The sequence below is a fragment of the Pseudonocardia sp. DR1-2 genome (assembly GCF_023717215.1).
In the GTDB taxonomy this organism is placed as follows: Bacteria; Actinomycetota; Actinomycetes; order Mycobacteriales; family Pseudonocardiaceae; genus Pseudonocardia; species Pseudonocardia alni.
Window position 1 is genome coordinate 184,470 of the sequence record NZ_JAMQOF010000006.1, and the last position, 20,540, is coordinate 205,009.

The following is a 20,540-nucleotide window of genomic DNA, read 5'->3' on the forward strand; positions in this document are numbered from 1 at the left end:
CACGTACTATCCGGATACGCAAGACCTTCGGACGAGCGGAAACGGCACCGTCACACGGGGCGGATCAGCCGGGGGCGCCGTCGCAGACGGACTTCAGCGACCGCCCGAGGGCGTTGCGGTGGACCTCGTCGAGCCCCTGCGCCTGCTCGACCGCGGCCTGGGCCAGGGTCGACGGGCACTCCTCGTTCGCCCGTGCCGGTCCGGCCAGCTTCAGGGCGGCCACGAGCTCGTCGCCGATCCGGTCGAGCTGCGGCCGCACCCGGGCCAGCTCGGGCCGCTGCACCGGACGCGTGTCGGGCCGGTCGGTCCACTGCCGGATCAGGTCGTTCTGCACCTGGGTGCTCGCCGCGATCTGGTCGGCGACGATCCGGGCCGTCCAGTCGGGGTCGACGCCGTCGCGGGTCGCGTCCGCCCGCGCCTGCGCGACGACGGCCGCCTCCCGCGCCGGGTCGGTGACGGCCGCCCCGGTCCCGAACTTCGCCGCGGCGACCTGGTCGGAGACCTGGGCGCGCTGCGCGGACAGCTGCACGACCCGGATGAGCCCGTCGGCCGGGGACGCGCCGGGCGGCCCCTCGGTCAGCGGGAGGGGCTGGTCGCCGCACCCGGCCAGCAGTCCCAGGACCAGGAGCGACCCGGCCAGTGCGGTACCGCGTGTGCCGATCACAGCGGCGAGCCTACGACCGCAGCGGTCGCGCCCCACCGCCGCCTGCGGCGATGCTGGCGGGCGTGGACACCGCGGTCATCCTGGAAGTGGCGCTGAACGGCACGACGACGCGGGAGCGCAACCCGCGCGTGCCCCGCACCCCGGCGGAGGTGGCCGACCAGGCCGTCGACGTGCTCGACGCGGGCGCGGCGATCGTGCACCACCACAACGACGAGCCGATGTTCACCGTCGACGGGGTGCACGCCGTCGAGCCGTACCTGGCGGCCTGGGACCCGGTCCTGGCCGCGCACCCCGACGCACTGCTCTACCCGACGATGGCGGCCGGGGCCCGCGACATCCCGGTGACCCGGCGGTGGGCGCACGTCGAGGAGCTGGGCCGGCGCGGACACATGACACTGGTCGACCCCGGCTCGGTCAACGTCGGCCTGCTCGACGACGGCACCTGCCCGGACGCGGCGGCGCCGGAGCCGTACCAGAACTCCTTCGCCGACACCGAGTACATGTTCGCCCGCACCGCCGAGCTGGGCGCCGCCCCGAGCATCTCGATCTTCGAGCCGGGGTTCCTGCGCACCACGCTGACCCTGCACCGGCACGGGAGGGTCCCGCCGGGGGCGATCGTGAAGCTGTACTTCGCCGACCGGCTGCAGTTCGGGCTGCCGCCGACGCCCGCCGCGCTGGAGGCCTACCTGGAACTGCTGGAGCCCTCGGGCCTGCCGTGGTCGGTGGCCGTGCTGGGCGGTGACGTCGTCGCCTCCGGGCTGGCCGAGCTGGCGGTGCGCCGCGGCGGGCACCTGCGGGTCGGCCTGGAGGACTTCGACGACGGCCGGGGCACGGCGCCGTCGAACCGGGAGCTGCTCGACGGTGCCCTGCGCGTGCTGGACCGGGTGGGCGCGACACCGGCCTCCCCCGCGGCCGCCCGCGACATTCTCGGAATCCGGCCCCGCGGGTGATCCTTTCGCCGTGACACACCGCGGGGGCGCGTTTCCGGTCGACCCGGACACGCACCCCCGCAGAGAATTCGACGACGCCGGCCGTCACCCGGTCCGCGGATGTCCGCGGCCGGTTCCGGCCGGCCCGGTCAGAACCAGGCTTTCCGCCCGCCCACCGGCCGTCCGATCGCTCCCAGGATCAACAGGACCACACCGATGACCACCAGGAGACCGCCGAGATAGTAAAGGAGCTGGATGCCGGCGAAATAGCCCACCAGCAGCAGGATCAGACCGAGAATGATCATTTCGTGTCCCCTCCCAGGAATGTGAGGGGAAAGTACTCACGTCCGGGGGATTCCGCAGCGCGGGAATCGATTCCGATGTTCGAGTCGTGACCTGCCGTGCGCCGGACGGTGCGCGGGGACCGTCACACGCCGGAACGGTTCGGGCCGCCACCGGAGGGGAACACGGCCCTCGCACCCGAGCGCGAGGAGGACCACATGGGCCGCACCGTGGCCGACCAGATGATCGAGCTGCTGCACCAGGCCGGCGTCGAACGGATCTACGGCCTGGTCGGTGACAGCCTCAACCCGATCGCGGACGCGATCCGCCGCGACGGCCGCATCCGGTGGGTGCACGTGCACAACGAGGAGGCCGCCGCGCTCGCGGCCGCCGCGGAGGCCCAGCTCACCGGGCGGCTCGCCGTCTGTGCCGGCAGCTGCGGCCCCGGCAACACGCACCTGATCCAGGGCCTGATGGACGCCCACCGCACCGGTGCGCCGGTGCTGGCGATCGCCTCGCACATCCCCTCGGTCCAGATCGGCACCGGCTACTTCCAGGAGACCCACCCGGAGCGGCTGTTCACCGAGTGCTCGGCGTACTGCGAGCTGATCTCGCGGCCCGAGCAGATGCCCCGGATGCATCGGATCGCGATGCAGACCGCGCTCGCCGAGTCCGACGTGGCGGTGCTGGTCCTGCCCGGCGACGTCAGCGCGCTCGACGCCCCGAACGACACCGGCACCTCGCACCTGTCCCCGCCCACCGGCGTCGTGGCGCCGTCGGAGGACCAGGTGGCCGAGCTGGCCCGGCTCGTCGACGCCGCGGACACCGTGACGCTGTTCGTCGGCGCCGGGATCGAGCACGCCCGCGAGCAGGTGCTCGCCCTCGCCGAGAAGGTGAAGGCGCCGATCGGCCACTCGCTGCGCGGCAAGGAGTGGATCCAGTACGACAACGCCCACGACGTCGGCATGTCCGGGCTGCTCGGCTACGGCGCCTGCTACGAGGCGACGCACGAGGCCGACCTGCTCGTCCTGATCGGCACCGACTTCCCCTACGACTCGTTCCTGCCGCAGGCGCGGACCGTGCAGATCGACACCGACCCCGCGCGCCTCGGGCGTCGCACGCTGCTGGAGCTGGGTGTGCACGGCGACGCCGCGTCCACCCTGGACGCGCTGCTGCCGCGGATCGCGGAGAAGACCGACCGCTCCTTCCTGGACCGGATGCTGCGCAGGCACGCCGAGGCGCTGGAGAAGGTGGTCGGCGCCTACACCCGCAAGGTCTCCGACCTGCGCCCGATCCACCCCGAGCACGTCGCGGCGGTCCTCGACGAGGAGATGGCCGACGACGCCGTCGCCACCGTCGACACCGGCATGTGCAACGTGTGGGCGGCCCGCTACCTGTCCCCCAACGGCCGGCGCCGGATCATCGGCTCCTACCGGCACGGGACGATGGCGAACGCCCTGCCGCACGCGATCGGCGCCCAGTTCGCGTACCCGGACCGGCAGGTGGTGTCGCTGTCCGGCGACGGCGGGCTGACGATGCTGCTCGGCGAGCTGCTGACCGCGGCCGAGCACGACCTGCCGCTCACCGTCGTCGCGTTCAACAACGGGTCGCTGGGCATGATCCGGCTGGAGATGATGGTGGCGGGCTACCCGTCGTTCCAGACCGACCACGGCCCGGCCGACCTGGCCGGGATCGCCCGCGCCGCCGGGCTGTACGCCGAGGCCGTCGACGACCCGTCCGACGTGCGCGCCGCGCTGCGCCGGGCGCTGGACCACCGCGGTCCGGCCCTGGTCGACGTGCGCACCGACCCGAACGCACTGTCCATCCCGCCGCACATCACCGCCGCGCAGGTCCGCGGATTCGCACTCGCCGCGACCCGCACGGTGCTCGACGGCGGCGTCGGGAAGATGGTCGAGCTGGCGCGCAGCAACCTGCGGTCGATCCCCCGGCCCTGAGCGGGGCGGGTCAGCCGGCGCGGGCGGCGAGCCCGGGGGCCGAGACCGCGTGGTCGAGCGCGATCGCGGCGGCACCCCGGAGCACGCCGTCCTCGCCGTGCGCGTCGTCGTGCACCGGCGGCGCGGCGGCGCGGCGGAAGGCCATCAGCCCGGCGTCGTAGGCGACGGCGAACGCCTCGGGCGCCGCGGCCCGCAGCGCGGGCCCGAGCCCGGCCAGCACGACGACCTCCGGGTCGTGCGCGTTGACCAGCCCGGCGACGCCGCGGGCCAGTGCCGCCGACGCGCCCGTGACCGCGGCCGACGGTCCGGGCTCACCCGCCGCGGCACGGTCGAGCACCGCGCGGGCGTAGCTGTAGGGGGCGTCCGGCTCCGGCTCGCCCAGCATCCGGGCGAGCGCCCGGCCGTCGACACCGGTGGTCCAGCAGCCGCGGGCACCGCAGGCGCACCGGGCGGCCGGATCGCCGAAGGGCAGGTGCCCCAGTTCCCCCGCCGCGCCGCGGGCGCCGGTCTGGGCCCGCCCCCCGAGCAGCAGCGCACCGCCGATGCCCACCTCGACGGTGAGGAACAGCGCGGTGCCCGCGCCGGCCGCGGCCCCGTCCCGGACCTCGGCGACCCCGGCCAGGTTCGCGTCGTTGCCGACCAGCACGGGCAGGCCCAGCCCGGCGCCGATCCGGCGCACGTCGAGCGGGCTCCAGCCCTGCCCGCCGCCCGTCTCGGCCAGGTACTCGTCGACGACGGTCGCCGCGACCCCGATCCCGACCGCCACGACCGGTCCGGGCGCGTCCGCGACCAGCTGACCGACCACCCCGGCCAGCTCCGCGGCGACGGCGTCGGGGTCGCGACGGCGGTGCCGCCCCGAGCGCACCGCGACCGGGGCCCCGTCGAGCCCGGCGAACCCGGCCCGCCAGCCCTCGAACCGCACGTCGACGGCGACGACGCCCGGCCCGTCCGGGTTGGGCGTCAGGGTCGTGGTCGGTCGCCCGCGCCCGCCGCAGGGGGCGCGCTCCTCGGTGACCCAGCCGAGGTCGCGCAGCCGGGCCGCGATCTCGGTGGCCGAGCCGCTGGCCAGGCGCAGCCGCCGGGCGAGCTCGACGCGGGTGAGGCCGGGTTCGCGGCGGACCTCGTCCAGGACCTCGGCGGTGGCGCGCCAGCGGTCGGTCTCGGCGCGCCCGGGCGCATCCGTGCCGGAACGTGAACCGGCCGACATCGACGTCATCCGGTTTGACACCTCCGGCCTCCCGAGATTTATCCTCGTGTCACGATGAAAAAGGCTCTCACCTCGTCCCAGTCTTCCACCACCGGGCCCGCGCTCGCCGCGATGGCCCTCGGCGGTCTGGCCATCGGCACCACCGAGTTCGCCTCGATGGGCCTGCTGCCGGCCTTCGCCGCCGACCTCGGCGCCACCGTGCCGCAGGCCGGCACGGCCATCAGCGCCTACGCGCTCGGCGTCGTCGTCGGCGCGCCGGTGCTCGCCGTGCTCGGCGCGCGGTGGCCCCGCAAGCACCTCGTCCTGGCCCTGGCGGGCGCGCTGGCGGTGACCAACGTGCTGTCGGCGTTCGCCCCGACGTTCGGCACCTTCGTCGCCACCCGGTTCCTGGCCGGGCTGCCGCACGGCGCCTACTTCGGCACGGCCTCGGTGCTCGCCGCCTCCCTGGTCCCCCGCGAGCGGCGGCCGCGGGCGATCGCGACGGTGATGAGCGGGCTGATGATCGCCAACATCGTCGGGGTCCCGGGCGCGACCTGGCTCGGGCAGAACGCGGGCTGGCCGGCGGCCTACCTGACCGTCGGCGCCGTCGCGGCGCTCACGATGCTGGCCGTCTGGCGACTGGTCCCCGACGTCCGCGACGAGCGCCGCGGCTCGGTGCTGGGTGAGCTGTCGGCGCTGCGCCGCGGCCAGGTCTGGATCACGATGGCGGTCATCGCGACCGGGTTCGGCGGCTCGTTCGCCGTGTACAGCTACATCACCCCGGTGCTCACCGAGGTGTCCGGGCTCGCCACCGCGGCCGTGCCGCTCGCACTGGCCGTGTTCGGGCTCGGCATGACGCTGGGCAACCAGGTCGGCGGCCGGCTCGCCGAGGCTGCGCCGGTCCGCACGATCGCCTCGGGGCTCGCCGCCGCCGCGGTGTCGATGGCCCTGTTCGCACTCACCGCGTCCTCGCCGGTGTTCGCGCTGATCACGCTGTTCGCACTGGCGTTCACCACCACCGCGACCACCCCGGCCCTGGCGACCCGGCTGATGGACGCCGGTCGCGAGGGTCCGACCCTGGGCGCGGCACTGCACCACGCCGCGTTCAACGTGTCCAACGCCCTCGGGGCCGCGCTGGGCGCCCTGGTCCTGGCCGCCGGATGGGGCTGGACCGCGCCCGCCGCGGTCGCCACCGTGCTGCCGCTGCTGGGGCTGGCCGCGTTGGGTGTGGCGGTCCGGATGGAGCGCTCCGAGCGGCGCGAGGAGCTCGCCCTGGCCGCCTGAGGACCGCCTGGTAGGTCACACAAGCGAGAGGTGTCGATCAGATCACCTCCGGGAAGCCTGCCCTCGAGTTGATCGTTGCGTAAAGCAACGATCCCGTCGAGAGGAGCCCGGACATGTCCGCCGATCTGGACAGCGCCACCGCGCCGCGCAACGGTGCCGCCACGCAGAGCGGGGCGGCGCTGCACAGCGACGTCGAGGAGCTCCTCGACGCCCTCGCCGCCGACCGCGGCCGCGAGGCCCTGGTGCACCGCGACCGCAGGATCACCGCGGGCGAGCTCGTGGACTCCGTGCACCGGCTCGCCCAGGCCCTCGACGGCCGGGTCGAGCCGGGCCGGGTCGTGGCGCTGCTGGCCGGCAACACGCCCGAGGCGGTCGTCGCGCGGCTCGCGGTGACGCTGCTCGGGGCGGGCATCGCCCAGCCGCACGAGGGCCTGTCCGCCGCCGCGCAGGCCCGCATCGTCGACGACGTCGAGGCGCCGCTCGTCCTCGCCGACGCCGACGCCGCGGCGGCCGCCGAGCCCGTCCTCGCGCTGGTCCCCGGCGTCGACGTGCTCTGGCTCGGCCCGCACGGCACCGACACCGACGTGACGGCCGAGGCCGCGACGGCGTCCACCGAGCCGGTCCGGGGCCGCGCCCGGCCGGACGCCATCGAGCAGATCCGGCACACCGGCGGCACCACCGGCCACCCGAAGGGCATCACCTACACCTTCGACCACCACCGTCGCGGTGCCGCGATGCGCCGCGGGACAGGCGGGTTCGGCAGCGGCGACACCGGCGCGCGCCTGCTCGTCGCCACGCCGGTCGCCCACGTCGGCGGGTCGCTCGCCGACCGCACCCTCACCGACGGCGGCACCGTCGTCCTGCAGGACGGCTTCGAGCCCGGCGCCTACCTCGCCGCCGTCGAGCGGGAGCGCATCACCCACGGCTTCCTGCTGCCGCCGCTGATCTACCGCCTGCTCGACCACCCCGACCTGGACCGGACCGACCTGTCGTCGCTGCGGTCGCTGGTCTACGGCGGTGCCCCCGCCAACCCGCGGCGCATCGCCGAGGCGCTGCGCCGGATCGGCCCGGTGTTCACCCAGTTCTACGGCCAGACCGAGGCCGGCGGGATCAGCGTGCTCACCGCCGAGGAGCACCGGAACCCCGACCTGCTCGGCACCGTCGGGCGGCCGATCCCCACCACCACGATCGCGATCACCGACGTCGACGGCCGCCCCGTCGCCCCGGGCGGGCGCGGTGAGCTGTGGGTGCACACCGGCATGGAGATGGACGGCTACTGGAAGCAGCCGGAGCTGACCGCCGCCACCGTCGTCGACGGGTGGGTGCGGACCGGCGACGTCGCCCGCCAGGACGCCGACGGCTACCTGCACCTGCTCGACCGGGTCAAGGACATGATCGTCGTCGTGGGCGGGCACGTGTACACCTCCGAGCTGGAGGACCTGCTCATGGAGCACCCGGCCGTCCGGCACGCCGCGGTCTTCGGGGTGCCCGACGACGACGGCACCGAGACCGTGCACGCCGCCGTCGTCACCGACTCCCCGGCGCCGAGCCCGGACGAGCTGACCGGCCTGGTCGCCGACCGCGCCGGCGCGATGTACGTGCCGGACACCGTGGAGTTCGTCGAGCGGATCCCGCTGACCGGGATCGGCAAGACCGACAAGAAGCGGCTGCGCGCCGAGCTCGTCGGTCAGCCGCGCTGACGGACCGCCTCGTAGAGCACCACGGCCGCGGCGATCGAGGCGTTGAGCGAGTTGACCCGCCCGCGCATCGGGATGACCACCGTGGCGTCGGCCCGGTCGAGCCACGCGTCGGTCACCCCGGTGGCCTCGGTCCCGATGACCAGCGCGGTCGGCCCGGTCAGGTCGGTGCCGGCGAGCCCGGTCGTCCCGGCCGGGGTGGTGACGAGGGTGGCGATGCCGCGCCGGTCGAGCCAGTCGAGGACCTCGGCGGTGGACGCGGACGCGACCGGCACCGCGAACACCGTCCCCTTCGACGCCCGCACCACGTTGGGGTTGGCGAAGTCGGTGCCACCGCGCTCCGGGGTCGCGATCACCACCGCGTCCACCCCGCACGCCTCGGCGGTGCGCAGCATCGCCCCGACGTTGCCGGGCTTCTCGACACCCTCGGCGACGAGCACGAGCGGGTCCGGGCCGAGGTCCAGCTCGTCGAGCGGGCGGCCGGGGGCCGGGGCCACGGCGAGCCAGCCGTCCGGGGACTCGCGGTAGGCGATCCGGGCGAACACCTCGCGGGTCACCGAGAACACCCGCGCCGACGGCATCCGGGCCAGCAGCGCGTCCGACCGCACGAGGTCCGGCGCCCAGTACACCTCGGTCGGCTCGACGCCGGCGTCGAGCGCGAGCGCCAGCTCGTCGTGCCCCTCGATCACGGTGACGGCCGCCGCGTCGCGGTGGCGGCGGGTGCGCAGCCGGACCAGGTTCTTGACACGCGGGTTGGCGGTACTGGTCAGGTCGGGCACCCGACGAGCCTAGGACGGCGGGGCGTCCGGGGACCGGCCGGGACCGGGTGCCCCGTCCGGGTCTCCGGAGCGGACCGCGAGCCACCCGGCGGTGATCGCGGCCGCGGCGGCGAGCACCGCCAGCGGGGCGGCGAGCGCCGTCGTCGCGACGAATGCGGTGGCCAGCCACGGCGCGGCGAACCCGGAGTAGGCGGCGGTGTAGAACAGCCCGTTCACCGCGCCCCGCCCGGACGCCGGCGCCAGCCGGCCGACGCGGGTGAGCCCGGCGTTGAGGCAGAGCCCGCCGCCCGCGCCGAACAGCACCCCGGCCACCGCGACACCCGCGACCGCGGCCGGTCCGGGCGGCGCGAGCAGCGCGGTGACCGTCGCGGCGGCGGCCCCGAGGGCGCCCAGCCCGGCCCCGGCGGGCCCGGTGCGGCGGCCGAGGCGGTGCGCGAAGGGCTGCACCAGCGTCCCGGTGCCCAGGGTCAGCGCGGCGAGCAGCCCGGTGAACGCGACCGCGCCGGAGATCCCGGGCAGCAGCAGCGGCAGCACGGTCACCGCGACCGACGGGAACGCGTACACGCACACCGCGGTCGGCACGACCACCCGCACGAACACCCGCCGCGCGGCCGGGGTCAGGCCCGGCCGGGGCAGCAGGCCGCGGGACGGCGGCCCGGCCGGGCGGGTCCCCGTCCCGACGGTGGCGAGCACCGCGGCGACCGCCACCACCACCAGGGCCACGTGCACGAGGTAGGGCAGGGCGAGCGGCAGCGGCCCGGAGGTCGCGAGCAGCCCGGAGGTCAGCGGCCCGAGGCAGAAGCCGGCCGTCTGGGCGACCGACGCCGCCCGCGCGGCCCGCGGCGCGCCGTCCGGCCCGGCGAGGTCCTGCAGCCAGGCGCTGCCCACCGAGAACACCGCACCCGACGCCAGCCCCTGCAGGAACCGGGCCGCGAACAGCAGCCACAGCGCCGACGCCCCGCCGAGGAACAGCAGCGACGCCCCGGCGACCCCGGCGGCGACCGGCAGCAGCACCCGCACCCGCCCGAACCGGTCCGACGCCGGCCCGCCCAGCAGCAGCGACGGCGCCAGCCCGAGCGCGTACACCCCGAAGATCGCGGCGAGCGTGCTCGCCGACAGATCGAGCTCGGCCCGGTAGACCAGCAGCAGCGGGGTCGGGACGTTCGTGCCGAAGGCCGTCGCGAACAACAGCCCGCAGGCCGCGAGCCACGTCCGGTCCCCCCGGCCTCCCTGCCGCACCGTCGCATCCTGCCAGCCGGGGGTTACCTACCGGTAGCCTCCGCAGCGAGGACCGGCGACGAGGACGGAGTGACGCGACATGGGTGAACCGACGGGGATCGCGGTCGAGGTGGCGGACGGGGTCGCGCGGCTGCGCCTGGACCGCCCGAAGGCGGCGAACGCGCTGCACGAGCCGATGTGGTTCGGGCTGCGCGACGCGGTGCGCGAGCTGGACGCCGACCCCGCCGTGCGGGTCGTGGTGATCAGCGGCAACGGGCGGCACTTCTGCTCGGGCATCGACGTGTCGATGCTGGGCGGGCTGCGCGAGACCGCGTCGGACGACTCGGTGGGGCACGGCGCCGACGCGCTGCGCCGCACCATCCTCGACCTGCAGGACTGCCTCACCGCGATCGAGCGCTGCCGGAAGCCGGTCGTCGCCGCGATCCAGGGCGTCTGCCTCGGGGCAGGCCTGGACCTGGCCGTCGCCTGCGACCTGCGCTACGCGACCGCCGACGCGTCGTTCGTGCTGAAGGAGGTCGACATGGGCCTGGCCGCCGACGTCGGCGTGCTGCAGCGGCTGCCGCGGATCGTCGGCGAGGGTGTGGCCCGCGAGATGGCCTACACCTGCCGGCCGGTGTCGGGCACCGAGGCGAAGGAGCTGCGCCTGGTCAACGGCGTGTACGCCGACGCCGACGCGCTGGAGGCGGGCGTCGCCGAGCTGGCCGCGTCGCTGGCCGCGAAGTCGCCGCTGGCCCTGCGCGGCACCAAGCACGCGATCACCTACGCCCGCGACCACTCGGTCGCCGACGGGCTCGACCAGATCGCCACCTGGAACGGCGGCCAGCTGGTCTCGGCCGACCTGACCGAGGCAGTCAGCGCGTTCATGGAGAAGCGCGAGGGCGTCTACCGGAACTGACCCGCCCTACCGTCGCCCGACGACCTCCCCGACGACCGCGTACATCCCTGCGGGTGGCTGCCCGTCCTCGGCCCGCCAGTCGCTGACGTCGACCAGGCCCGGTTCCAGCAGCTCCAGCCGGTGCCCGGGCCGGTCGACGAACAGCCGGCGCAGCAGGGCGCGGTCGCGGGAGCGCGCCGGCTGCGCGGTGTCCCGGGTGAACCGCTCGATGGTGCGCATCCGCTCGGCGGTGTGCGGGTCGTCGACGTCGGTGCTGCCGTGCGACACGACGAGCATGCTGCCGGGCCCGAACGCCGTCACGTAGCGGTCGAACAGGGCGCCGAGCAGGTCGTCGTCGCGGACGAAGTGCAGCACCGACACCGCGAGCACGGCGACCGGCTCGGCCGGGTCGAGCAGGCCCGCGACACCCGGCGCGGCGAGCACGGCCCCGGCGTCGGTGAGGTCGGCGGCGGTGATCGAGGCACCGTCCACACCGGTCAGGATCTGGCGGCTCATCGCGACCGACACCGGCTCGACGTCGATGTAGGCCACGCGCGCCGCGGGGTCGGCGCGATGGGCGATCTCGTGCACCGGCTCGGCGGTCGGGATGCCGGACCCGAGGTCGAGGAACTGGCGCACCCCGCGGTCCAGGCAGGCCCGCACGGCCCGGCCGAGGAAGGCCCGGTTGGCGAGCGCGACCTCCCGGGTGTCGGGCAGGGCGGCGAGCACACGCTCGGCGAACTCCCGGTCGGTGGCGAAGTTGTGGGCGCCGCCGAGCATGTAGTCGTAGACGCGGGCCGGGTTGGGGAGCGTCAGGTCGATCTCGTCCACCGGGTCGGGAACGGGCTCCGGGACGGTCATGGGCGTCACCCTCTCGCCGGTGTCTCCCGGGTCGCAAGTCCCGACAGGACATCGTGCAGCTCCGCCGCGGTGCCGGGGGCGACGCCGGGGTGGCCCGCCAGCGCGAGCAGCCGCGCGACCGCGGGCGCCCAGGCCGGACCGAGCCGGGCGTCGGAGAGCAGCGCGGCGTCGCCGAGGACCTCCGCGGCCGGGCCGCGCCGGACGCGCCCGCGCGCGACGACGGCGACGTCGTCGGCCCAGCGGTGGGCGAGGTCGACGTCGTGTGTGGACAGCACGACCGCGGTCCCGGCGCGCTGCAGGTCCGCCAGCACGACGACGAGCTCCTCCACCCCGGCCGGGTCCAGGCCCGCGGTCGGCTCGTCGAGCACCAGCACCCGGGGCCGGACGGCGAGTGCCCCGGCGATCGCGACCCGCTTGCGCTGCCCGAACGACAGCCGGTGCGTCGGCCGGTCGGCGAGGTCGGCGATGCCGACGGCGGACAGCGCGTCGTGCACCCGGGCGTCGACCTCGGTCTCGTCGAGACCGAGGTTGAGCGGGCCGAACGACACGTCCTGCGCGACGTCGGCGGAGAACAGCTGGTCGTCGGGGTCCTGCAGGACGAGCTGGGCGGACTCGCGCAGCCGCAGCAGCCCGCGGCGGGTGCGGCGGACCGGCTCGCCGTCGAGCAGGACCTGCCCGGCCGACGGGGCGAGCAGCCCGAGCAGCAGCCGGAACAGGGTGGTCTTGCCGCCGCCGTTGGGGCCGAGCACCGCGAGCCTGCGCCCCGGGTCGACGACGAGGTCCGCCCCGTCGAGCACGACCGGGCCGTCCGGGTAGGCGAAGACCAGCCCGCGGGCCTCCAGGACCGCGGTCACGGGACGACCGCCAGGGCCAGTACGGGCACGGCGACGAGCAGCACCGTGCTCGCCGCGACGAAGGCGGGCGAGACGGTGCGGGCGGGTACCCGGACGCGCAGCGAGCCGTCGTAGCCGCGGGAGGCGAGGCCGGCCTCGAGGCGGCGGGCACGGTCGAAGGCGCGGACGAACACGGCCCCGCCCTGCCCGGCCAGCGACCGGAAGGTGGTCCGCCGCGTCCGGAATCCCATCCGGAGGGACTGGGCCTCCCGGACCGCGGTCAGCGAGTCCAGCAACAGGAACAGCATCCGGTAGACGAGCAGGGTGATCTCCAGGACGGCCGGCGGCACCCACCGCAGCCGGGGCAGGGTGTCGGCGAGCGGCGTCGTCGCGGCGAAGAGGATCAGGCAGGACACCGCCGCCAGCGAGCGTCCGACGAGCGCGGCCGCCCGGGCCGGTCCGCCCGGCGCGAGCGCGAGCCACGGGTCCCCGCCCACGGTCACCAGCAGGGGCAGCGCCCCCACGATCACGAACCCGAGGGGCAGCGCGAGCAGCCGCAACGCGGTGCGCCACGGCACCCGGGCCCCGCCCAGCAGCAGCGCCAGCGCCGCGGTACCGGTCAGCACGGCCCCCGGCCACGGTGGGAGCGCGACGGCGAGCAGCAGCAGCCCCAGGGCGAGGAACGCCTTCTCCCCGGGGTGCCGGGATCGCCAGCGGTTGGCGTGGGCGGTCTCGTCGATCAGCAGCATCAGCTCTGCCGGGCGGCCTTCTCCCGGCTGCGGGTGCGGGCGACGCCGATGCAGTAGCCGAGCACGCCCGCGCCGGCCGCGGCCTGCATCGCGAAGATGCCGGACTCGATCTCGCCCGACGGCGGCTCCCACACCGGGCTGAACCACGGCTGGTAGCCGGTGGCCTCGATGGCCTCGCCCGCCTGGCCGTCGGACCCGGCGTACTCGCCGGGCACGAACAGCACCGGCACCGCGAACAACGCGACGACGGCGACGACCAGCAGGATGTTCACGACGGTCGAGCGGCTCACGCCGACGCCTCCTTCTCCGGGCCCTGCGCGGTCGCGGCCGGGGCGGGGCCGCCGGTGTCGGTGCCCGCGGCCGGGCGCAGCACGCCGAGGCGGCGCAGCTCGTCCGGGGTGATGCGCACGAGCAGCCGCACGACGAGCACGGTCAGCAGCCCCTCGGCCACGGCCAGCGGGATCTGCGTGATCGAGAAGATCGAGGCGAAGGTGACGAACGCTCCGCCGAACCCGGAGGTGGGGTCGGGGAACGCGAGCGCGAGCTGCGCGCTGGTGATCGTGTAGGTACCGAGGTCACCGAGGAAGGCCGCGGCGAACACCGCGGGCCCCAGCGAGCCCCCGATCCTGCGGACCACGACGTAGGCGCCGTAGGCGATCCACGGCCCGGCGATCGCCATCGAGAAGGCGTTGGCGCCGAGCGTGGTGAGCCCGCCGTGGGCGAGCAGGACGGCCTGGAAGAACAGCACCACCGTCCCGAGCAGGGCCATCACCGGTGGTCGGAACAGCACCGCGCCCAGCCCTGTTCCGGTCGGGTGCGACGACGACCCGGTCACCGACGGGATCTTGAGCGCCGAGAGGACGAAGGTGAACGCGCCCGCCGCGGCGAGCAGCAGCTTGGTGTCCGGGTCCTCCCGCACGCGGCGCACCACGGCGCGGGCGCCGTGCACGACGAACGGCGCGGCGACGACGGTCCAGGCCGCCGCGTGCAGCGGCGGCAGATACCCCTCGGCGATGTGCACGGGCGAACGCTACGGCCACGTCGTTCGATCGTGCAAGCCTGAACATCCGGTCAGGTGTGCAGGCTCTGACACACGGCGACGCCCGGACCCGGCCGGGTCCGGGCGTCGCCGGTGGCTGCGGTGTGCCGTCAGAGGCGCAGGCCGTTGGTGTGGTGCACCTCGGCGGGGCGCTCGGCGGTGGCCTTGTGCTCGGCCGCGGCGGCCAGCCGGGCCGCCTCCTGCTCGGCCTCGCGACGTCGGTTCTCCCGCTCGGCGGGCGTGGTCTCGGGCGTACCGACCCCACTGCCCGGCCGGCCGGCGACGACCTGCTCCTTCGCCAGCCTGCGGGCCTTCTTCTCCGCCTTCGCGGCGGCGTCGCGCTTGGCGACCTTCTCCAGCCGCGCGGCCTTGGCCTTCCGGGCGGCCTTCTTCTCCGCGGCCGCGGCCTTCTCCTGCTCGGCCCGCTCGGCCTTCGCCTGCTTGCGGGCCTTCTTCTCGGCCTTCTCGGCGGCGCGGACGGCCTTCTCGGCGTCCTTCTCCTCCTTGCGGCGGGCCTTCTTCGTGTCGGCCTTCGCGGCCTCGACGGCCTTCCGGCCGCTCTTCCTGTCCTTCTTGCCCTTCTTCGCGTCGGCCTTCTTCCCTGCCTTCGCATCCTTCGCCGACGGGCCCGACGTCCCGGCCTCCCGGGCCGAGCCGGCGGCACCGGCCGCGGTCAGCGCGGCCTGCTGCGCTGTCGCGGCGGCCCGCTCCGCCCTGGCGGCCGCCACCTCGGCGCGCCCGGCGGCCGCGGCCGCCGAGCGCTCCGCCTGCTTGCCGTCACGCTCGGTGGCGAACGTCTTCTCCTGCACGGCCATACCCGGTTCCTCTCCTGTCGTCGCGACCGGCGGCACGGCGCGGGACCGGTCGGTGGGAGCACCGACCGGCCGTGGAGGCGCGGGTGACGGGTCGCGGGACGACGGTCTCGCTGATGTCTCGGTATGCGCGACACCGTGGCCCGGTGGACGGACGACGGCGTGCGCGGAACACGACAGGGTGCCCCGGGAGGCCGGTGGCGAAACGCGCAGGTGACGGCGAGGGGATCCGGACCGGTCCGGTTGCCCCGGTCGGACCACCACGGCCACCCGGTCGTCGTAGCGGGCGGGCGTCAGCCGGCCTCGGGGACCCCGTCGTGGTGGGTCGGCTCGTCGGCGAGGTGCTCGCGCAGGGTCACCAGGGTCCGGGCGAGCAGCCGCGACACGTGCATCTGCGAGAGCCCGACCTGGGCGGCGATCTGGGTCTGGGTCTGGTTGCCGAAGAACCGCAGCATGAGGATGGTCCGCTCCCGCTCGGGGAGCTTGCGCAACGCGGGACGCAGCGACTCGCGGGCCTCGACCGCGTCCATCCCGGCATCGATGCCCCCGACGATCTCGCCGAGCGGGTTGTCGGTGTCGCCGACGAGCTGGTCGAGCGAGTCCGACCGGTAGGAGTCCTGGGCCTGCAGCCCCTCGATGACCTCCTCGCGGCTGATGCCGAGGTGCTCGGCGAGCTCGGAGACCCGGGGGGCACGGCCGTGCCGCGAGGCCAGCTCCTCCTGGGCGCGGGTCATGCGGCTCTGGATGTCCTTGAGCCGCCGCGGCACACGCATCGACCAGGTGCGGTCGCGGAAGTACCGGCGGATCTCCCCGGTGATCGTGGGGACGGCGTAGGCCAGGAACGGGGTCCCCTGGCCCGGGTCGAACCGGTCCAGCGCGTTGATCAGCCCGATCGTGCCGACCTGCTCCAGGTCCTCGACGGGCTCGCCGCGGTGCCGGTAGCGCCCGGCGATGTGCCGGACCACCGGGTGGAAGCCCCTCGCCAGCTCCGAGCGCAGCCGCTCCCGCTCCGGGTCGTCGGGTCCGGCGGCGGCGAAGGCGTGCAGGGGCGCGAGGAGGTGGGCGTACTCGTCGGGACGGGCGTCCACGATCTCGTGGGCGTTCCCGGCGGCCTCGTCCACGGGGTGCCCGGGACCGGTGTGCACGGTCCCGACGTGCCCGCTCGTGCCGTCCACCGGGTCCCCCACCGTGTCGTCGGCCCGCGACGCCTCGGCTCCCTCGGCGTCCGTGCTCGGCTCAGCCATGCCGTCTCCGCGGCCGGCGATGATCGACTGTCATCACCGACCGACGGTAGGCCGGGTGGCGCGGGCCCGCATGTCGAACGTCGCGTGACCTGGTCGACTGTCGATCGACGGTCACTCCGATGAGTTGCACGGCGACCTGGTGGGTACTGCTCTCCCATGTCCCCGACTCTGCGTGTCGAGCTGCCCGTCGAACCCGGGTCGGCAGGTCGCTCCCGCCGGGAGACCGGGAGGTGGCTCGCGTCGCTGTGCGGGACCGACGAACAGTGTCCGACCGTGCAGGATCTCGTCCTCGCGGTGAACGAGGCCGTCTCCAACTGCATCGAGCACGCCTACGGGGCCACCGGCCCGGGCGGGGACGCGACGGTCCTGCTGCGCGGTGACGCCGAGGGGTACCGGGTGCGGATGGAGGTCAGCGACCGCGGGCGCTGGCGCGACCCGCCCACCGACCCCGGCCACCGCGGACGGGGCATCGGGATGATCGAGGCGGTCGCGGAGGACGTACGGGTGGTGCCGGGTCCCGACGGGACCACCGTCTCGTTCCAGGGGCGGATCGGCCGCTGTCCGGGGCTCTGCGTCCCGGCGTCCTGACCCGTCCCCGCGCCCGGGGACCCCTGCAACGACAGGGTCGCCGCACCCCACGCCCGAGGGCGGGTGACGGCGACCGGTTCTCATCGGGCCCGATCCGGCTGCGGACCGGGCGTGGTGGTGCGGTGGTCAGTCCCGCATGGAGGCGGACGGGTCGTCGGACCGGTGTCCGCGGTGTCCCGCGCGGGCGACCGGGGTGTAGCGCCCGTCGTGGCGGGCCTGCTCGCTCTCGGGGTGGGGCCAGGTCGTGTTCGCGTGCTGCGTGCTGCTCTCACTCATGGACACAGAGTGCCCACCGGACGTTCCGGGCAAGCGGAGCGCAGGAGTCGGCTCGGTAACACCTGCGCCCCGCCCGGGTGAAGTCGCCCGCCGGTCAGCCCGTCTTCGTGAGGCTCTTGATCGAGGACAGGATGTCCTGCACGCGCTCCTTGGCGTCGCCGAACAGCATCTGGGTGTTGTCGCGGAAGAACAGCGGGTTCTGCACTCCCGCGTAGCCGGTGGCCATCGACCGCTTGAACACGATCACGTCCTTGGCGTCCCACACCCGCAGCACCGGCATCCCGGCGATCGGTGAGCCCGGGTCCTCCGACGCGGCCGGGTTGACCGTGTCGTTGGCGCCGATCACCAGCACGACGTCGGTCTCGGCGAGGTCGTCGTTGATCTCGTCCATCTCCAGGACGATGTCGTAGGGCACCTGGGCCTCGGCGAGGAGCACGTTCATGTGCCCGGGGAGCCGCCCCGCGACGGGGTGGACGCCGAAGCGCACGTTCACGCCGGCGTCGCGCAGTGAGCGGGTCAGCTCCGCCACCGGGTACTGGGCCTGGGCGACCGCCATCCCGTAGCCGGGGGTGATCACGACGCTCTCGGCGTTCGCGAGCAGCTCGGCGACGCCGTCGGCGTCGACCTCGCGGTGCTCACCCTCCACCGCGGCGGCCGCCGAGGAGGTGGCGCCGAAGCCACCGGCGATGACCGAGACGAACGACCGGTTCATCGCCTTGCACATGATGTAGGACAGGTAGGCACCGGAGGACCCGACGAGCGCGCCGGTGATGATCAGCAGGTCGTTGCCGAGGAGGAAGCCCGCCGCCGCGGCGGCCCAGCCGGAGTACGAGTTCAGCATCGACACCACGACCGGCATGTCACCGCCGCCGATCGAGGCGACCAGGTGCAGGCCGAGCAGCAGCGCCAGCACCGTGAGCACGGCCAGGATCCACATCTGCGGCGAGAGGACGAAGACGACCGTCAGCACCGCGAACGCCACGAGCGCGCCGAGGTTGAGGACGTTCTTGCCGGGCAGCATCAGCGGCGCCGACTTGATCTTCGCCGACAGCTTCAGGTAGGCGACCACCGAGCCGGTGAAGGTCACCGCGCCGATGAAGACGCCGACGGCGACCTCGGCGTGGTGGATGCCCAGCAGCGAGCCCTCGAGCTGCAGGTGACCGGACTCGACCTCGAGGAAGCCGTTCCAGCCGACCAGCACCGCGGCGAGGCCGACGAAGCTGTGCATGAGCGCGATGAGCTCGGGCATCCCCGTCATCTCGACGACGCGGGCCCGCCAGAGCCCGATCGCCCCGCCGACGACGACGGCGACCAGCAGCAGGGCGACGCCCAGCCCGGACGCCTGGCCGAGCGCGACGACGGCCGTGGCGACCAGCGCGATCGTCATGCCGGCGATGCCGAACAGCACACCGGAGCGCGATGTCTCGTGCCTCGACAGCCCCGCGAGGCTGATCACGAACAGGATCGCGGCGATCAGGTACGCCGCAGTGGTCCACGTCTGCACGGCTCAGCTCCTCGTGAACATCTGCAGCATGCGGCGGGTCACCGCGAAGCCACCGACGATGTTGATGGCGGCGAGCAGCACCGCGACCGCGGCGAGCCCGATGACCAGGGCGTCGCCGCCCGTGCCGATCTGCAGGATCGCGCCGACGACGATGATCCCGGAGATCGCGTTCGTGACCGACATCAGCGGCGTGTGCAGCGCGTGGTGCACGTTGCCGATGACGTAGAAGCCGATGACGATCGCCAGCACGAACACCGTGAGGTGCCCGGCGAGCTCGGCCGGGGCCAGAGCCGTGACCGCGAACAGCGCCAGCGCGCCGACGATCCCGGCGGCGAGACCCGCGTACGGGGAACGCGGCTTCTCCGGCTCCTTCTCCTTCGGCTCCTCGGCCGGCTGGGCCGCGGGCGCCGCGCTCACCGTGACCTCGGGCGGCGGCCAGAGCGTCTCCCCCGCGTGCGCGGTGGTGATGCCGCGGACCACGGTGTCGTCGAGGTCGAGCGCGAGCCGCCCGTCCTTCTCCGGGGTCATGAGCTTGAGCAGGTTGAGCACGTTCGTGCCGTAGAGCTGCGACGCCTGCGCGGGCAGCCGGGCGGCCAGGTCGGTGTAGCCGACGATCGTGACACCGTGGTCGGTGACGACCGACTCCCCCGCCACCGAGCCCTCGACGTTGCCGCCCTGCGAGGCCGCCATGTCGACGACCACGCTGCCCGGGCGCATGGACGCCACGTCCGCGGCGGTGATCAGCTTGGGCGCGGGGCGCCCCGGGATCAGCGCGGTGGTGATGATGATGTCGCAGTCCGCGGCCTGCTCGGAGTAGATCTCGGCCGCGCGCTTGTCGTAGTCCGCCGAGGTGGCCTTGGCGTAGCCGTCGGTGGAGGCCTCCTGCTCCACCTCGACCGCCAGGTACTCGCCGCCGAGCGACCGCACCTGGTCGGCGACCTCGGAGCGCGGGTCGGTGGCCCGCACGACCGCGCCGAGGCTGTTGGCCGCGGCGATGGCGGCGAGCCCGGCGACGCCCGCCCCGGCCACGAGCACCTTCGCCGGCGGGACCTTGCCCGCCGCGGTGACCTGACCGGTGAAGAACCGGCCGAACACGTGGGCCGCCTCGATCACCGCCCGGTAGCCCGCGATGTTGGCCATCGACGACAGCACGTCCATCGACTGGGCCCGCGAGATCCGCGGCACCGCGTCCATCGACAGTGCGGTGACGCCCTGGGCGGTGAGCGCCTCGGTCCGCTCGGCCTCGAAGCGCGGCGCGAGCATGGCGATCAGCACGGACCCCTCGCGCAGCTTGCCGATCTCGTCGGGCTGCGGGGCGTTGATCCGCACCACGATGTCGGTGTCCCAGACGGGACCGTCGACGACGTCGGCACCGGCCTCGGCGTACGCCTCGTCGGTGAACCCGGCACGGGCACCCGCCCCGGACTCGACCGTGACGGCGTAACCGAGGCCGACGACCTTCGCGACCGTCTCGGGGCTCATCGCCACGCGGGTCTCGGGCTCCGCCTCCGCGGCCACACCGATCCGCATCGCCGGTCCCGACGGGTCAGGGCTGTCGCTCATGCACTCTCCTCGATCTCGCGCGCGCTTCGTCGCTCACGCTGGTCGCGGGCCTTTCGGAAGGTAATGCCGGAACCGGGCGTGTGCAGTCACGACTGCGTCACAGGCGGGGACCGGCCCTCGTCGTCGGGACAGGGCGGTACATGTCGGAACGGGCGGGAGCCTAGCGCGGAGATCGCGTCCGG

The 20,540-nt window shown here is 74.7% G+C and carries 21 protein-coding genes; 6 read left to right on the top strand and 15 right to left on the bottom strand.

What is annotated here, in order from left to right:
• Positions 1–64 precede the first annotated feature (64 nt).
• Positions 65–664 carry a gamma subclass chorismate mutase AroQ gene (aroQ, locus tag ND486_RS18995; RefSeq protein ID WP_251785559.1) on the bottom strand — a complete coding sequence of 200 codons (600 nt, stop codon included), beginning with the start codon at positions 662–664 and terminating at the stop codon, positions 65–67.
• 62 nt (positions 665–726) lie between these two features.
• Here aroQ and ND486_RS19000 point away from each other — a divergent pair, with 62 nt between their 5' ends.
• On the top strand, positions 727–1,614 hold the full coding sequence (locus tag ND486_RS19000; protein WP_251785560.1) for a 3-keto-5-aminohexanoate cleavage protein: 888 nt from the start codon (positions 727–729) through the stop codon (positions 1,612–1,614).
• A gap of 128 nt (positions 1,615–1,742) precedes the next feature.
• Here ND486_RS19000 and ND486_RS19005 read toward each other — a convergent pair whose 3' ends face one another.
• Entirely contained in the window at positions 1,743–1,898 is a 156-nt protein-coding gene (locus ND486_RS19005) for a hypothetical protein (RefSeq protein ID WP_251785561.1), read from the bottom strand.
• Between the two features lie 195 nt (positions 1,899–2,093).
• On the opposite strand from ND486_RS19005, the gene ND486_RS19010 reads away from it, so the two are divergent.
• The gene (locus ND486_RS19010) at positions 2,094–3,830 is read left to right on the top strand and encodes a pyruvate dehydrogenase (RefSeq protein WP_251785562.1); all 1,737 of its coding nucleotides are present in this window, start codon (positions 2,094–2,096) and stop codon (positions 3,828–3,830) included.
• Between the two features lie 10 nt (positions 3,831–3,840).
• On the opposite strand, the gene ND486_RS19015 is transcribed toward ND486_RS19010, so the two are convergent.
• Positions 3,841–5,046 carry an ROK family transcriptional regulator gene (locus ND486_RS19015; RefSeq protein WP_251785563.1) on the bottom strand — a complete coding sequence of 402 codons (1,206 nt, stop codon included), beginning with the start codon at positions 5,044–5,046 and terminating at the stop codon, positions 3,841–3,843.
• A 45-nt stretch (positions 5,047–5,091) separates the two neighbouring features.
• Between ND486_RS19015 and ND486_RS19020 the strand changes: the two genes are divergently transcribed.
• Entirely contained in the window at positions 5,092–6,300 is a 1,209-nt protein-coding gene (locus tag ND486_RS19020) for an MFS transporter (protein WP_251785564.1), read from the top strand.
• A 113-nt stretch (positions 6,301–6,413) separates the two neighbouring features.
• Positions 6,414–8,000 carry an AMP-binding protein gene (locus ND486_RS19025; RefSeq protein ID WP_251785565.1) on the top strand — a complete coding sequence of 529 codons (1,587 nt, stop codon included), beginning with the start codon at positions 6,414–6,416 and terminating at the stop codon, positions 7,998–8,000.
• Here ND486_RS19025 and ND486_RS19030 read toward each other — a convergent pair.
• Both ND486_RS19030 and ND486_RS19035 read right to left on the bottom strand, forming a co-directional pair.
• Positions 7,988–8,776, bottom strand: coding sequence for an RNA methyltransferase (locus ND486_RS19030; protein WP_161152886.1), 789 nt, complete (start codon positions 8,774–8,776; stop codon positions 7,988–7,990). The genes ND486_RS19025 and ND486_RS19030 overlap by 13 nt on opposite strands.
• Before the next feature lie 9 nt (positions 8,777–8,785).
• Positions 8,786–10,015, bottom strand: coding sequence for an MFS transporter (locus ND486_RS19035; RefSeq protein ID WP_251785566.1), 1,230 nt, complete (start codon positions 10,013–10,015; stop codon positions 8,786–8,788).
• Between the two features lie 79 nt (positions 10,016–10,094).
• Between ND486_RS19035 and ND486_RS19040 the strand changes: the two genes are divergently transcribed.
• A complete protein-coding gene (locus tag ND486_RS19040; protein WP_251785567.1) occupies positions 10,095–10,910 on the top strand; it encodes a crotonase/enoyl-CoA hydratase family protein in 816 nt (271 codons plus the stop codon).
• Between the two features lie 6 nt (positions 10,911–10,916).
• Here ND486_RS19040 and ND486_RS19045 read toward each other — a convergent pair whose 3' ends face one another.
• From ND486_RS19045 to ND486_RS19075, 7 genes are all read right to left on the bottom strand, one after another.
• Positions 10,917–11,750: an SAM-dependent methyltransferase gene (locus ND486_RS19045; protein ID WP_251785568.1), complete on the bottom strand. Its 834-nt coding sequence runs from the start codon at positions 11,748–11,750 to the stop codon at positions 10,917–10,919.
• A 5-nt stretch (positions 11,751–11,755) separates the two neighbouring features.
• Positions 11,756–12,604: an energy-coupling factor ABC transporter ATP-binding protein gene (locus tag ND486_RS19050; protein WP_251785569.1), complete on the bottom strand. Its 849-nt coding sequence runs from the start codon at positions 12,602–12,604 to the stop codon at positions 11,756–11,758.
• Positions 12,601–13,332: a cobalt ECF transporter T component CbiQ gene (gene cbiQ, locus ND486_RS19055; RefSeq protein WP_251785570.1), complete on the bottom strand. Its 732-nt coding sequence runs from the start codon at positions 13,330–13,332 to the stop codon at positions 12,601–12,603. Before cbiQ ends, ND486_RS19050 begins: the two co-directional genes overlap by 4 nt.
• Positions 13,332–13,622 carry an energy-coupling factor ABC transporter substrate-binding protein gene (locus ND486_RS19060; RefSeq protein WP_062400669.1) on the bottom strand — a complete coding sequence of 97 codons (291 nt, stop codon included), beginning with the start codon at positions 13,620–13,622 and terminating at the stop codon, positions 13,332–13,334. The genes cbiQ and ND486_RS19060 overlap by 1 nt, the downstream gene beginning before the upstream one ends.
• Entirely contained in the window at positions 13,619–14,353 is a 735-nt protein-coding gene (locus ND486_RS19065) for an energy-coupling factor ABC transporter permease (RefSeq protein WP_178374221.1), read from the bottom strand. The genes ND486_RS19060 and ND486_RS19065 overlap by 4 nt, the downstream gene beginning before the upstream one ends.
• A 128-nt stretch (positions 14,354–14,481) precedes the next feature.
• The gene (locus ND486_RS19070) at positions 14,482–15,186 is read right to left on the bottom strand and encodes a hypothetical protein (protein ID WP_251785571.1); all 705 of its coding nucleotides are present in this window, start codon (positions 15,184–15,186) and stop codon (positions 14,482–14,484) included.
• Between the two features lie 290 nt (positions 15,187–15,476).
• Complete coding sequence (locus ND486_RS19075; RefSeq protein WP_251785572.1) at positions 15,477–16,427, bottom strand: RNA polymerase sigma factor SigF; 951 nt, start codon at positions 16,425–16,427, stop codon at positions 15,477–15,479.
• 156 nt (positions 16,428–16,583) lie between these two features.
• Between ND486_RS19075 and ND486_RS19080 the strand changes: the two genes are divergently transcribed.
• Complete coding sequence (locus ND486_RS19080; RefSeq protein ID WP_285898944.1) at positions 16,584–17,015, top strand: ATP-binding protein; 432 nt, start codon at positions 16,584–16,586, stop codon at positions 17,013–17,015.
• Between the two features lie 126 nt (positions 17,016–17,141).
• Here the strand turns inward: ND486_RS19080 and ND486_RS19085 are convergent, their stop codons facing one another.
• The 3 genes from ND486_RS19085 to ND486_RS19095 all read right to left on the bottom strand — a co-directional run bounded on the left by ND486_RS19085 (position 17,142) and on the right by ND486_RS19095 (position 20,325).
• A complete protein-coding gene (locus tag ND486_RS19085) occupies positions 17,142–17,291 on the bottom strand; it encodes a hypothetical protein (protein WP_161151901.1) in 150 nt (49 codons plus the stop codon).
• Positions 17,292–17,385: 94 nt separating this feature from the next.
• The gene (pntB, locus tag ND486_RS19090) at positions 17,386–18,795 is read right to left on the bottom strand and encodes a Re/Si-specific NAD(P)(+) transhydrogenase subunit beta (protein ID WP_208819884.1); all 1,410 of its coding nucleotides are present in this window, start codon (positions 18,793–18,795) and stop codon (positions 17,386–17,388) included.
• A 3-nt stretch (positions 18,796–18,798) separates the two neighbouring features.
• Positions 18,799–20,325 (bottom strand): Re/Si-specific NAD(P)(+) transhydrogenase subunit alpha, encoded by a 1,527-nt coding sequence (locus ND486_RS19095; RefSeq protein WP_374231495.1) that lies wholly within the window; start codon positions 20,323–20,325, stop codon positions 18,799–18,801.
• Positions 20,326–20,540 lie beyond the last annotated feature (215 nt).

Bases quoted from the DNA above. Each gene is read 5' to 3' on its own strand.
- ND486_RS19080 (WP_285898944.1), top strand. From the start codon at position 16,584: ATGTCCCCGACTCTGCGTGTCGAGCTGCCCGTCGAACCCGGGTCGGCA.
- ND486_RS19045 (WP_251785568.1), bottom strand. From the start codon at position 11,750: ATGACCGTCCCGGAGCCCGTTCCCGACCCGGTGGACGAGATCGACCTG.
- ND486_RS19005 (WP_251785561.1), bottom strand. From the start codon at position 1,898: ATGATCATTCTCGGTCTGATCCTGCTGCTGGTGGGCTATTTCGCCGGC.
- ND486_RS19085 (WP_161151901.1), bottom strand. From the start codon at position 17,291: ATGAGTGAGAGCAGCACGCAGCACGCGAACACGACCTGGCCCCACCCC.
- cbiQ (WP_251785570.1), bottom strand. From the start codon at position 13,332: ATGCTGCTGATCGACGAGACCGCCCACGCCAACCGCTGGCGATCCCGG.
- ND486_RS19015 (WP_251785563.1), bottom strand. From the start codon at position 5,046: ATGACGTCGATGTCGGCCGGTTCACGTTCCGGCACGGATGCGCCCGGG.
- ND486_RS19025 (WP_251785565.1), top strand. From the start codon at position 6,414: ATGTCCGCCGATCTGGACAGCGCCACCGCGCCGCGCAACGGTGCCGCC.
- ND486_RS19020 (WP_251785564.1), top strand. From the start codon at position 5,092: ATGAAAAAGGCTCTCACCTCGTCCCAGTCTTCCACCACCGGGCCCGCG.
- ND486_RS19095 (WP_374231495.1), bottom strand. From the start codon at position 20,325: ATGCGGATCGGTGTGGCCGCGGAGGCGGAGCCCGAGACCCGCGTGGCG.
- ND486_RS19010 (WP_251785562.1), top strand. From the start codon at position 2,094: ATGGGCCGCACCGTGGCCGACCAGATGATCGAGCTGCTGCACCAGGCC.
- ND486_RS19040 (WP_251785567.1), top strand. From the start codon at position 10,095: ATGGGTGAACCGACGGGGATCGCGGTCGAGGTGGCGGACGGGGTCGCG.
- ND486_RS19070 (WP_251785571.1), bottom strand. From the start codon at position 15,186: ATGGCCGTGCAGGAGAAGACGTTCGCCACCGAGCGTGACGGCAAGCAG.
- ND486_RS19075 (WP_251785572.1), bottom strand. From the start codon at position 16,427: ATGGCTGAGCCGAGCACGGACGCCGAGGGAGCCGAGGCGTCGCGGGCC.